The 12080-nt window shown below is 68.7% G+C and carries 11 protein-coding genes; 3 read left to right on the top strand and 8 right to left on the bottom strand.

Features of this window, described 5'->3' with window-relative positions; all coding sequences use genetic code 11:
- Positions 1-7: 7 nt before the first annotated feature.
- Genes ABD866_RS07140 through hemC form a run of 3 tightly spaced genes read right to left on the bottom strand, consistent with a single transcriptional unit; the run spans position 8 to position 2887 of the window.
- Entirely contained in the window at positions 8-1135 is a 1128-nt protein-coding gene (locus ABD866_RS07140; protein ID WP_345062630.1) for a uroporphyrinogen-III C-methyltransferase, read from the bottom strand.
- Positions 1132-1947 carry a uroporphyrinogen-III synthase gene (locus ABD866_RS07145; RefSeq protein ID WP_345062631.1) on the bottom strand — a complete coding sequence of 272 codons (816 nt, stop codon included), beginning with the start codon at positions 1945-1947 and terminating at the stop codon, positions 1132-1134. Before ABD866_RS07145 ends, ABD866_RS07140 begins: the two co-directional genes overlap by 4 nt.
- A gap of 7 nt (positions 1948-1954) precedes the next feature.
- Entirely contained in the window at positions 1955-2887 is a 933-nt protein-coding gene (gene hemC, locus ABD866_RS07150; protein WP_345062634.1) for a hydroxymethylbilane synthase, read from the bottom strand.
- Between the two features lie 132 nt (positions 2888-3019).
- On the opposite strand from hemC, the gene ppc reads away from it, so the two are divergent.
- The 3 genes from ppc to ABD866_RS07165 all read left to right on the top strand — a co-directional run bounded on the left by ppc (position 3020) and on the right by ABD866_RS07165 (position 7306).
- On the top strand, positions 3020-5815 hold the full coding sequence (ppc, locus tag ABD866_RS07155; protein ID WP_345062636.1) for a phosphoenolpyruvate carboxylase: 2796 nt from the start codon (positions 3020-3022) through the stop codon (positions 5813-5815).
- 166 nt (positions 5816-5981) lie between these two features.
- Positions 5982-6749 carry a hypothetical protein gene (locus ABD866_RS07160; protein WP_345062638.1) on the top strand — a complete coding sequence of 256 codons (768 nt, stop codon included), beginning with the start codon at positions 5982-5984 and terminating at the stop codon, positions 6747-6749.
- Positions 6746-7306, top strand: a complete 561-nt coding sequence (locus ABD866_RS07165) for a FlgO family outer membrane protein (RefSeq protein ID WP_345062640.1) — start codon at positions 6746-6748, stop codon at positions 7304-7306. Before ABD866_RS07160 ends, ABD866_RS07165 begins: the two co-directional genes overlap by 4 nt.
- Before the next feature lie 98 nt (positions 7307-7404).
- Here the strand turns inward: ABD866_RS07165 and flhC are convergent, their stop codons facing one another.
- The 5 genes from flhC to ABD866_RS07190 all read right to left on the bottom strand — a co-directional run bounded on the left by flhC (position 7405) and on the right by ABD866_RS07190 (position 11831).
- Entirely contained in the window at positions 7405-7947 is a 543-nt protein-coding gene (gene flhC / locus ABD866_RS07170; RefSeq protein WP_345062642.1) for a flagellar transcriptional regulator FlhC, read from the bottom strand.
- A 43-nt stretch (positions 7948-7990) separates the two neighbouring features.
- Entirely contained in the window at positions 7991-8317 is a 327-nt protein-coding gene (flhD, locus tag ABD866_RS07175; RefSeq protein ID WP_345062644.1) for a flagellar transcriptional regulator FlhD, read from the bottom strand.
- 424 nt (positions 8318-8741) lie between these two features.
- Positions 8742-9656 carry a sulfurtransferase gene (locus tag ABD866_RS07180; RefSeq protein WP_345062646.1) on the bottom strand — a complete coding sequence of 305 codons (915 nt, stop codon included), beginning with the start codon at positions 9654-9656 and terminating at the stop codon, positions 8742-8744.
- A gap of 16 nt (positions 9657-9672) precedes the next feature.
- The gene (locus tag ABD866_RS07185; RefSeq protein ID WP_345062648.1) at positions 9673-10584 is read right to left on the bottom strand and encodes a DMT family transporter; all 912 of its coding nucleotides are present in this window, start codon (positions 10582-10584) and stop codon (positions 9673-9675) included.
- A gap of 113 nt (positions 10585-10697) precedes the next feature.
- Positions 10698-11831, bottom strand: a complete 1134-nt coding sequence (locus ABD866_RS07190) for an aromatic ring-hydroxylating oxygenase subunit alpha (RefSeq protein ID WP_345062650.1) — start codon at positions 11829-11831, stop codon at positions 10698-10700.
- Positions 11832-12080: the final 249 nt, after the last annotated feature.

The following is a 12080-nucleotide window of genomic DNA, read 5'->3' on the forward strand; positions in this document are numbered from 1 at the left end:
GGTGTCCTCAGCGGCCTGCCGCGGCAGTGGCCAGCGCAGCCAGGGTTTCGTCCAGGCGCGGCAGCTCGGCTGCGCGCACGGTGGCCTGCGCGGCCTGCAGCACGGTGGCGGCGGTCTGTGTGCGGCGCGAGGACGGGTCGAAGTATTTGTTGAGCGCTGCCGACGCGGCGGCCAGGTCGGCGCGGGCCGAGTCGTACTGCCGCGCGAGCACGCCCAGGCGCGCATGCAGCAGTTTGAGCTTGAGGTTTTCGCGCAGGAAGTAGGTCTGCTCGGGGCTCAACAGAATGGCCTCGGGCTGGTCGATGCGGCTCACGCGCACCAGGCTGCGGGCTTCTTCGCGGAGGATGTCCCAGCTGCGTTGCAGCGTGGCCTGCCACCAGGGTGCGTTGGGCGCGGCGCTGGCGGGTGTGCTGCTGGCCGCCAGGCGGCGCGTGGCCGCGGCCTGGGCCACGGCGTTGGCCACGGGCAGCTCATCGACCTGGCGCACCAGGTCGTCCAGCCGCGCCAGCAGGCCCGCGGTGTCGGTGACGGTGGCGCGCGAGAGCTGGTCCAGGTCGCGGGCAATGGCGCGTTGCACCGGCGCCAGCCGCGGCTGCGCGGCGCGTTCGATGCGTTGCGAGGCGGTCTTGAGCGCGGCCACCAGCGGCTCCAGGCTGCCGGTGAGCTGGGCCTGCTGCTGCGCCAGGCGCAGCGCGGATTCGATGTCCACCACCAGGTTTTCGTCGCGCGAGCGCGAGAGGCTTTGCATCAGCTCTTCGAGCTGGGTGCGCTGCAGCGCCACTTCGCCCAGCCGGGCTTCGGCCACCGACAGGCGGGCAGTGGCGTCGCGCACCTGGTCCTCGGCCTGGCGGGCCATGGTGCGGGCCTCGACGGCCAGCGCGCCCGAGTCGGCCGACTGGCGCGCGAGCTGCTCCTGGATGTTGCTGAGCTTTTGCCACAGCATCACGCTGCTGGCCAGGCCCGCCACGGCCAGCGCCGCGACCAGCCAGGTCAGCGGGTGCACGGGCGTGGAGGCTGTCGGCGCGGCGGTGGGCGCCGAGGGGGCCGTGGGCGCTGCGGTCGCCACTGCCTCCGGGGCCGGAGCTGGTGAGGCTGCGGCAGGGTCGATCGGGGCGGAAGGGGGCAGAGCGCTCATGCGGCGGATTCTATCGAGGCCACCACATCGTCCAGCGCCGGACGGGATTCGCGCACGCAGCCAAAACCCAGGCGTTGCGCCGATGCCGCAATGCGCGGGTGCGTGGCCATGGCGCGGGCGGCCCGCCAGTCGGTGTCGGGCAGCGCGGCGGCCAGATAGCCGAGCGCTTCAGAGCTGCTGAGCAACCACCAGCTGCCGTCGTGCGTGGCGGCTTGTGCGCGGGCCAGCGCGGCGGCGTCGAGCGGCGCAGGGCCGCGTTCGTACACGGCCAGCGTTTCGACCGCGCCGCCGCGCGCGGCCACCTGCGCGGCCAGCCATTCGCGGCCCGTGCCCTGCAGCGCGTCGCCGCCCGGGCTGCGCCCGCGCACGATCAGCACCCGGTCGCCCGGCTGCACCTGCGGGGCCACCACGGCCCACAGCGCTTCAGAGTCGAACTGCGCGGCATCGGCGGCCGGGCTGTCGATGCACGCAGCCGCCACACCCGCCTGGCGCAGCGCAGCCGCTGTGCCGGGGCCTGGGGCCCATGCTCTTGTTTTGATAGCTGCTCGTGCTTGATTCTCAAGCACGAGCGCCGGATTTGATCCAAAGAACTCGGCCACCGCATTGCCGCTCACAAACATCAGTGCGCGGTACTGCGGCCAGCCTTGTCGGGCTGCGTCCACGGCCGCGCGGGCGGCTGGGTCGGTGCAGGGGCCAATCGCGATCAGCGGCAGGGCCTCGGCTGCAAGGCCACGCGCCTGCAAGGCCTGCACCCAGGGGGCGGCCTCCCGGGCGGGCCGGGTGACCAGCACGCGCGGGGCGGGCTGGGCCATGGAGCGGTCAGGCCACGGGGGCCGGGCCGGTCGCGCCACCGGCGCGCAGGCGCTCGGCAATCGCCAGGCCCAAGGCTTCGGCCGCGGCCAGGTCGGCCACGGGCGCGCTGGCTTCGGCGCGTACCAGGGGCACGCGGCCCTCGGGGTCGCCCCAGGCCGCGCGCAGGTGCAGCGTGCCGCTGTTGAGTACGCCGTGCGCGGCCAGCGGCATGGAGCAGCTGCCGCCCATGGCGCGGCTCACGGCGCGCTCGGCGGCCACCGTCAGCCAGGTGGGGGTGTGGGCCAGCGGGGCCAGGGCATCGATCAGGTCGCGGCGGTCGCTGCGCACCTCGATGCCCAGCGCGCCCTGGCCGGCAGCGGGCAGCATCTGGTCGGTCTCGAACACGCAGCGGATGCGCTCTGCCAGGCCCAGGCGCTTGAGGCCCGCAGCCGCGAGCACGATGGCGTGGTACTGGCCTTCGTCGAGCTTGCGCAGGCGCGTGTCGAGGTTGCCGCGCAGGGGCTCGATGCGCAGGTCGGGCCGCAGGGCCTTGAGCAGCACCTGCCGGCGCAGGCTGGAGGTGCCCACCACCGCGCCCTCTGGCAGGTCTTCGAGCCGTGCGAATGCGGGCGAGACAAAGGCGTCGCGCGGGTCTTCGCGCTCCATCACGCAGGCCAGCGCAAAGCCCTCAGGCAATTCCATGGGCACATCCTTGAGCGAATGCACCGCGATCTGCGCCCGGCCTTCGAGCAGGGCCACTTCCAGCTCTTTGACGAACAGGCCTTTGCCGCCCACCTTGGAGAGGCTGCGGTCCAGGATCTGGTCGCCCAGCGTGGTCATGCCCAGCAGCGACACCACATGGCCCCGCGCGCGCAGCAGCGCCTGCACATGTTCGGCCTGCCACAGGGCCAGGCGGCTTTCGCGCGTTGCGATGACGATGGGGGAAAGAACGGGGCTCAAGTTCGTAACCTATTTGTAATTATTGGGCGGCGGGCGATGCTAGCATGCGCCCGCACTGATGGCCGGTGCCCCCGCGCTCCGGGGCTGGGGCGCGGGCGCCGCGCCCCCGATTCCCCTCCGGAGACACCGCGCATGAAACGATCCGACAAGGACCAGCCGCTCATCGAAGACATCCGCCTGCTGGGCCGCATTCTGGGCGACGTCATCCGCGAGCAGGAAGGCGTTGCCGCCTACGAGCTCGTCGAGCAGGTGCGCAAGCTCTCCGTGGCCTTTCGGCGCGATGCCGACGAAGAAGCCGACCGCGCGCTCAAGAAGCTGCTCAAGTCGCTTACGGCCGACCAGACGGTGAGCGTGATCCGCGCCTTCACCTATTTCAGCCACCTGGCCAATCTGGCCGAAGACCGCCACCACATCCGCCGCCGCGCGGTGCACGAGCGCGCGGGCGACACGCAGGAAGGCAGCATCGCCGTGGCCCTGTCGCGCCTGCGCTGGGCGGGCATTGCGCCCAAGACGATTGCCCAGACGCTGGCCGGCAGCTACGTGGCGCCCGTGCTCACGGCACACCCCACCGAGGTGCAGCGCAAGAGCATTCTGGACGCCGAGCGCGACATTGCCCGCCTGCTGGCCGAGCGCGACGACATCCGCGAGCGCGCCCAGCTCTACACCGTGGCCAAAGATGCGCTCACGCCCCGCGAGCTGGCCGCCAATGAGGCCCGGCTGCGCGCCCGTGTGGCGCAGCTGTGGCAAACGCGCCTGCTGCGCTATTCGCGCCTGACGGTGGCCGACGAGATCGAGAACGCGCTCAGTTATTACGAGGCCACGTTCCTGCGCGAGATCCCGCGCATCTACGCCGACCTTGAAGACGAGCTGGGTCAGTACCCGGTGGCGAGTTTTCTGCGCATGGGCCAGTGGATCGGCGGCGACCGCGACGGCAACCCCAACGTGACGGCGCACACGCTCGAATACGCGCTGCGCCGCCAGGCCGACGTGGCCCTGCGCCACTACCTGACCGAGGTGCACTACCTGGGCGGCGAGCTGTCGCTGTCGGCGCGGCTGGTGCAGGTCACGCCCGAGATGGAGGCCCTGGCCCTGCGCTCGCCCGACACCAGCGAGCACCGGCAGGACGAGCCCTACCGCCGCGCGCTCACCGGCATCTACGCGCGCCTGGCGGCATCGCTGCGCGAACTGACCGGCGGTGAGGCCGCGCGCCACGCGGTCGCCCCGCAGAACCCCTACACCAGCGCGGCCGAGTTTCTGGCCGACCTGCGCGTGATCGAGGCCTCGCTCTGCGCGCACCACGGCAAGGCGCTGGCAGCCGAGCGGCTGCATCCGCTGATTCGCGCAGTGGAGGTGTTTGGCTTCCACCTGGCCACGGTGGATTTGCGCCAAAGCTCCGACAAGCACGAGGAAGTGGTGGCCGAGCTGCTGGCCACGGCGCGCATCGAGCCTGCGTATGCCGCGCTGGACGAGGATTCCAAGCGCGCGCTGCTGCTGCGCCTGCTGAATGACGCACGGCCGCTGCGCGTGGTGGGGGCCGAGTATTCGGCCCATACGCAAGGCGAGATTGCCATCTTCGAAGCCGCACGCCGCCTGCGCGAGCGCTTCGGGGCCGAGGCCATCCGCCACTACATCATCAGCCACACCGAAACCGTGAGCGACCTGCTCGAAGTGCTGCTGCTGCAAAAGGAAGTGGGCCTGATGCGCGGCACGCTCGATGCCGAGCCCGGCGCGCGCAACGACCTGATCGTGGTCCCGCTGTTCGAAACCATCGAAGACCTGCGCAACGCCGCGCCCATCATGCGCGCCTTCTACGGCCTGCCCGGCATTGCCGCGCTGGTCCAGCGCAGCGGGGCCGAGCAGGACATCATGCTCGGCTACTCCGACAGCAACAAGGACGGCGGCATCTTCACCAGCAACTGGGAGCTGTACCGCGCCGAGATTGCGCTGGTCGAGCTGTTCGACGAGCTGGCCACCAGCCACGGCATCCAGCTGCGCATGTTCCACGGCCGCGGCGGCACGGTGGGCCGTGGCGGCGGGCCCAGCTACCAGGCCATCCTGGCGCAGCCGCCGGGCACGGTGCGCGGCCAGATCCGCCTGACCGAGCAGGGCGAGGTGATCGCCTCGAAGTACGCCAACCCCGAAATCGGCCGCCGCAACCTCGAAACCCTGGTGGCGGCCACGCTCGAAGCCACGCTGCTGCAGCCCACCAAGCCGGCCACCAAGGTGTTTCTCGATGCGGCCGCGCGCCTGTCGCAGGCCAGCATGGCCGCCTACCGCGCGCTGGTGTACGAGACCCCGGGCTTCACCGACTACTTCTTCAACTCCACGCCGATCCGCGAGATTGCCGAGCTCAACATCGGCTCGCGCCCGGCCTCGCGCAAGGCCAGCCAGCGCATCGAAGACCTGCGCGCCATTCCCTGGGGCTTCAGCTGGGGCCAGTGCCGCCTCACGCTGCCCGGCTGGTTCGGCTTCGGCTCGGCCGTGCAGGCGTTTCTGGACGCCGAGGGCAAGGACCCGAAGGCCCAGCTCGCGCTGCTGCAGAAGATGTACCGCCAGTGGCCGTTCTTCCGCACGCTGCTGTCGAACATGGACATGGTGCTGGCCAAGAGCGATTTGGCCCTGGCCTCGCGCTACAGCGAACTGGTGGCCGACGCGCGTCTGCGCAAGAAGGTGTTCACCGCCATCGAAGCCGAATGGCACCGCACGGCCGACGCGCTCACGCGCATCACGGGCGACAAGCAGCGCCTGGCCCACAACACGGCGCTGGCCCGCTCGATCAAGCACCGCTTCCCGTACATCGACCCGCTGCACCACCTGCAAGTGGAGCTGGTGCGCCGCTGGCGCGCGGGCCAGGGCGACGAGCGGGTGCAGACCGGTATCCACATCAGCATCAACGGCATCGCCGCAGGGCTGCGCAACACGGGTTGAGTGTGGCGGGGCGCGTGGCAGCGGCCTGCCTCGGGCAGGCCGGACGCGGCTCTGTGGCGGTGGGGGCGGGGTGCGGCGGCGCACCCGCACATGAGCGCAAATTGGCCGCTATTTCCACCGCTGTTCGCTGCATGCCGGGGGAGGGCCCTGGCATAGGATGTGGACCATGCTGCAGCCCCGATGCCTGTTTTCTGTTTCCCCGGTGACCGCGCCTGGCAGGCCCCTGCGGCCGCGCCTGTGGGCTGCGGCACTGGCTGCGCTGCTGCTGGCCACCGGCTGCAGCAGCCTGGACGTGCCGCGCGCCGACAACTACCCGGCCAGCGACCAGAAGAAGGCGCGCGCCGTGCACCACTGGAACGTGCTGGCCGACGACGTGGCCACGCGCATTGCCGACAAGATCCGCGACTGGCCTGCGGGCGAGCATCCGATCCACGTGTCGGCCAGTGGCGATTCGGCTTTTCACACGAGCCTGCGCCGCCTGCTCGTGGCGCGTCTGCTGGACCGGGGCGTGGTGTTGTCCAACCAGCCGACCAACGTGTCCCTTGTGATCGAGACGCAGGTGGTCGAGCATGTGGCCCCCGTGTCCAACCGCTCGCCCATGCCGCTCACGCGGCTGGCCGCCGGGGTCATCGTGGCGCGCGACTGGCACCGCTATATGCAGAGCAACACCTCCATGGGCCTGGGTGTGGCCGCGCTGGGCGTGCTGGGCGACGCGGCGCTGTACGCCACCGACGGCCCGGCCGCAGGCGGCCCCACGCGCACCGAAGTGCTGGTGACGGCCACGCTGGAAAGCGGCGATCGCCTGTTGGCCCGCACGGCCGACATCTACTACATCGAGCCCGAAGACGCGACGCTGTACCGCCCGCCCGCGCCGCCGCCGCCGGCCCCGCCGCCGGTGCCGCTCAAGACCTGGCAGGTGGTGAACCCGTCATGAACGCCTCCCGCCGCCAATGTCTGCGCACGCTGCTGCCCGTGCTCGCCGCGCCCGTGGTCGTACCGCTTACTGGCTGCGCCAGCTACTACTACGGCGAGGGGCTGGCGTCTCTGGCCAAGACCGATCTGCTGGACGCCAATTACCGCGCGGCCGACCAGTTGCTGCAAACCGTGCGCATCGATCCGGCGCAGCCGCTGATCGTGGCCACGCTGGTGAGTGTGGACCGGGTGCACGAGTCGTCGCGCCTGGGCCGCATGTTTTCGGAGCAGATTGCCAGCCGCCTGGTGCAGCGCGGCCTGAACGTGGTGGAGCCCAAGCTGCGCGAGACGCTGGCCATGCAGCGCGACCAGGGCGAGCTGCTGTTGTCGCGCGAACTGCGCGAGGTGGCACGCAGCCATGCGGCGCAGGCCGTGGTGGTGGGCACGTATGCGGCCTCGGCCACCATGCTGTACGTCAGCCTCAAGATGGTGGTGCCCACGGGCAACAGCGTGGTCGCGGCCTGCGACTACGCCCTGCCGCTGGACGACAACGTGCGCACGCTGCTGCTGGCCCGCTGAGGGTGTGCCCCTTCGGTCACCCGGTTGCTATAAAAGTAATAGCTGCTCGTGCTTGATTAATAAGCACGAGCAGCCGATTTGGCTTGGTTTTGGGGCGCTCAGTGCAGCATCAGCGCCCCGGCCGACTTGCTCTTGCCTGCGCGGGCTGGCGGGTTGCACAGGCCGCAGGTGTAGTGGCGGGCGTTCTCGTAGGGCTCGGTCACGAACAGGCCGCCGCACTTGGAGCACTTGGTGCGCGTGAGCATGCTGGCATCGACAAACTTGACCAGACGCCAGGCGCGGGTGAAGGACAGCAGCGGCTCGATCTCGGCCGTGGCCACCTGCTCGTTGTAGAGGCGGTAGGCCTTGGTCAGCAGTTCCACCGAGTCCAGGCTCACGCCCTTGGACAGGTACTCGTAGATGTTGAGGAACAGCGAGCTGTGGATGTTTTCCTGCCAGGTCAGGAACCAGTCGGTCGAGAACGGCAGCTGCCCCTTGGAGGGCGACTTGCCCGCGATCTCCTTGTACAGGCGGATCAGGCGCTCGTACGACAGCGTGGTTTCGGATTCGAGCACCTGCATGCGCGCGCCCATCTGGATCAGCAGGGCAGCACGTTCGATCTGCTTGGACTCGTTCAGAACGCTTTTGACGGGTGCGGACATGGCGGCTTCTCCGGGGATCAGGGGGCAGGGCAATCGGCGAGACTTACAGCACTTCGGACACGCGGCCGGCCATCAAAATGTTGGCGTGCAGGGTGTTCGTGGCTTCGTTGCCGACCTTGCTGGCGCTGTGGTTGGTCAGCAAGCTCCAGACCAGGTTGTCGTCCACACGGAAGCTGCACAGCAGCGTGTTGCGCGATGCGATCTTGAGCACCTGCGCGGCCGACAGCGATGCGAGAATGTCCGCAGCCTCTTCGTTGATGCCCAGACGGAACACCGCTTCGGCCTTGTCCTGGCGGATCAGGTTCTGGGCCAGCATCAGGTAGGTGAGGTTGGCTTCGCGAATCTCGGCAAGCAGTTGTTCGTTGGTCATGGCGGCTTCCTTTCCACTCGGATCGGGGATGTCACCGGCGGTGTCATCGTGTTCGCGATCCGTTGAAATGGATTGTGAAACCGGGCCAATCGGAAATTAAGTCGGTGTTTGGCTGTGCAGTGTGTCTGGTCCGGCCGCCGTTTTTGTAGGAATTTTTCCTACACGCCGATCAGTCAGCGTCCCGCGTTTCCCAGTGCCATGCGTGCTGCGCACCCCGGCACCAGGGCGCACAAGCTGCTCATCTTTTTGATAGCACCCACAAAGCCCTCTTTTTTGCGCATTGGCCACATCGGCCGTGTGCACAGCGGTGTTGTATGGCCACGCCGGCCAGATGTGGGCTTGCAGACCAGGTGGCAATCGCTTGCTGCCGCGTGGTGTGCTGGGCGGCAATGGTTCGGTGGCTCAGGGACTGTGTCCGGGCACCTCAGGCGGGTGCGCTCTTTTCCACCGGGCGGCTGGGGTCGCTGCACCACTCGCTCCAGCTGCCTGCAAACAGGGCCGTGGGGCCCAGACCGGCGACTTCCATGGCCAGCAGGTTGGGAATGGCGCTCACGCCGCTGCCGCACTGGTGCACCACGCTGGCCGCCGGGCGACCGCCGAGCAGGCCTTCAAACTCGGCGCGCAGCACGGCCGGGCTCTTGAAGCGGCCGTCGCTGCCCAGGTTGTCGGCAAACGGGCGGTTGAGCGCGCCCGGAATGTGCCCGGCCACCGGGTCCAAGGGCTCGACTTCGCCGCGGTAGCGCGCGCCCGCCCGGGCGTCCACCACCACCTGGCCGGGCGTGCCCAGCCGGGCCAGCACGTCGCTGGCAGTGCGCAGTTCGCGCAGTGGCGGCTGCAGGCGGAAGTGGCTTTGAAAATGCGCCGCTTCCACGCCGCTGACCACGGCACCACCAGTGGACTGCCAGGCCTGCAGGCCACCGTCGAGCACGGCCACATCGGCATGGCCCGCCCACTGCAGCATCCACCACAGGCGGCCGCAGTAGTTGGCGCCGTTGCGGTCGTACACCACGGCCTGCATGTTGTTGGCAAAGCCCACGCTCGACAGCCACATGGCAAAGCGCTCGCGGCTGGGCAGCGGGTGGCGGCCGCCCGATGCGGGCCGGTCGGCCTCGGCTGCCACCTGCGTGCCACCGGCACCGGGCGCACCGTGTTTGGCGCTCAGGTGCAAATCCAGGTGCGCGTACACCGCGCCCGGAAGGTGTGCCTGCAGGTACTGTTGCTCGCCAGCGCTGGGCTGCATCAGGTCAAAGCTGCAGTCGAACACCATCAGCGGTCGGCCGCTGGCCTGCAGGGCCTGCAGTTCGGCCACCGAAATCAGCGTGCGGTACGAGGCGGTCATGGGGTGTCCTTCCAGGTCAGTGTTCTTCGGCCGGGGTGCCGGGCACGGCGCGGGCGCGCAGGATGGTGGCCACGATACCGCTGCCCACGATGAGTGCCATGCCCAGCCAGCCCAGGGGCGGAATCTGGTCGCCAAACAGCAGCACGCTGTACAGCGCGGCAAACACGATGCCCGAATACTGCAGGTTGGCCACCACCAGGGTGCCGCGCTGCGTCTTGGCGCTGGCGTAGGCGCGTGTCATGCACAACTGCCCGCCCGCAGCCAGCACGCCAATGGGCAGCAGCCACAGCGCGGCCCAGCCGGGCCAGGCCGATACGCCAGTGAACAGCATGGCCCCACCACCGGCCACGGCCGAGCCCAGGGCAAAGTAGAACACCGTGCGCGATTCGGGCTCGCCGATGCGCGACAGCGCCACGACCTGCATGTAGGCAAACGCGGCCGTCAGGCCCGACATCAGCCCGATCAGGCCTGCGAACATCTGGTTCTGCTCGATGCTGGGGCGCAGCATCAGCACCACGCCCGCGAAGCCGGTGAGCACCGTGAGCACCAGCGGGCCCTGCAGCACCGGCCGCGGCGCGGCAGCCGAGGGCCGCCAGGCCAGCAGCGCACCGCCCACCAAAAAAGCCGCAATCCACACGCTGCTCATGTAGTTGAGCGTCATGGCGGTGGCCAGCGGCAGGTGCGCAATTGCATAAAACCAGGCCCCGAGCGACACCACGCCCACCAGGCTGCGCCACGCGTGCATGCCCGGGTAGCGTGTGGCCAGCGTGATGTGCTGCGAGCGCGACAGGGCCCACAAAATGGCCATGCCGATGAGCCCGCGGTAGAACACGAGTTCGGCCGCATTGAAGTACGCCGACGCGATCTTGACGCACACCCCCATGCTGGCAAAGAGGAATGCGGCCAGGACCATCCAGAGGGCTTGCATGCGGCGGTGTGTGGAGTAGGGTGGCCAATAAAAAAGCTGCGCGGGCCGAAGGACCGGCCCGCGCAGCTATTCTAATGAGAGCACCCGGGCCGCACGGCCCGGTGATCGGCGGATCAGCGGGCGGTATACCCCATGACTTCGCGGTACCACTCGTGGAAGTGCTGCATGCCGTCTTCCATCGGGCTCTGGTAGGGGCCCACTTCGTTGTCGCCACGCTCGAACAGCGCCTTGCGGCCGGCATCCATGCGCTCGGCGATCTCGTCGTCCTCGATGCAGGTCTCCATGTAGGCGGCCTGCTGGGCTTCGACGAATTCGCGCTCGAAGGCGGCGATTTCTTCAGGGTAGTAGAACTCCACCATGTTCAGCGTCTTGGTGGGGCTGACCGGGTGCAGCGTCGACACCGTGAGCACGTGCGGATACCACTCCACCATGATGTGCGGGTAGTAGGTCAGCCAGATCGCGCCGCGCTCGGGCATCTTGCCTTCGCGGTAGTTCAGCAGCACGTCGTGCCACTTTTTGTAGATGTCCGAACCCGGCTTGCCGAACGTCGAGGCCACGCCCACGGTCTGCACCGAGTAGTGCTTCTGGAATTCCCAGCGCAGGTCGTCGCAGGTGACGAAGTTGCCCAGCCCCGGGTGGAAGGGGCCGACGTGGTAGTCCTCGAGGTAAACCTCGATGAAGGTCTTCCAGTTGTAGTTGCACTCGTGCAGTTCTACGCGGTCGAGCGCATAACCCTCGAACGACAGATCGGCGCGCGGGCCCATTCCGGCCAGCTCGGCTTCGATGTCGCGGCCGTTGTCTTCAAACAGCAGGCCGTTCCACTCGCGCAGCGTGTAGTTGTTCAGGTTCAGGCACGGGTCGTGCGCGAAGTGCGGCGCACCCAGCAACTGGCCGCTGGGGCTGTACGTCCAGCGGTGCAGCGGGCACACGATGTTGCCCCCGGCATGGCCCTTGCCTTGGCCTTGCAGCGAGCCGCGGCCCTTGAGCATCACCGCCTGGCGGTGGCGGCAGACGTTGGAGACCAGTTCGACCTGGCCCTGGGCATTGCGCACGAGGGCGCGGCCTTCCCCTTCCTGGGGCAGTGCGTAGTAGTCGCCCGTGTGGGGCACGGCCAGCTGGTGCCCCACATAGCGGGGCCCGCGCTGAAAGATCGTCTCCAACTCGCGCTGGAACAGCGCCTCGTCAAAATAGCTGGAAACTGGTAGTTGGCTTGCGGCCTGCTGCAGTTGAAGACTTAAATCAGACATGGGTGACCTGACCTAAAGACTCCCCACAGGGAGGGTGCGCACAAAGGCGACGTTGAAATGAATAAACCGGCGTGAAAGCCGGCTCGACGGGGAATGGGATTGTAGCCCGTGGGGTTATTCCCGTAGCCCCCCTGTGTCTATTGAAAGCCTTGATCCAGCACAGGTTTTTGCCACTGAAAGACCTCGGGCAGGGGGCTGGTACGCCCCCGTCGGGGCGGCCCCAGGGCGGAACCCCCAGGCGACGGCGTG

This window comes from Acidovorax lacteus (assembly GCF_039540375.1).
GTDB lineage: Bacteria > Pseudomonadota > Gammaproteobacteria > Burkholderiales > Burkholderiaceae_C > Acidovorax_G > Acidovorax_G lacteus.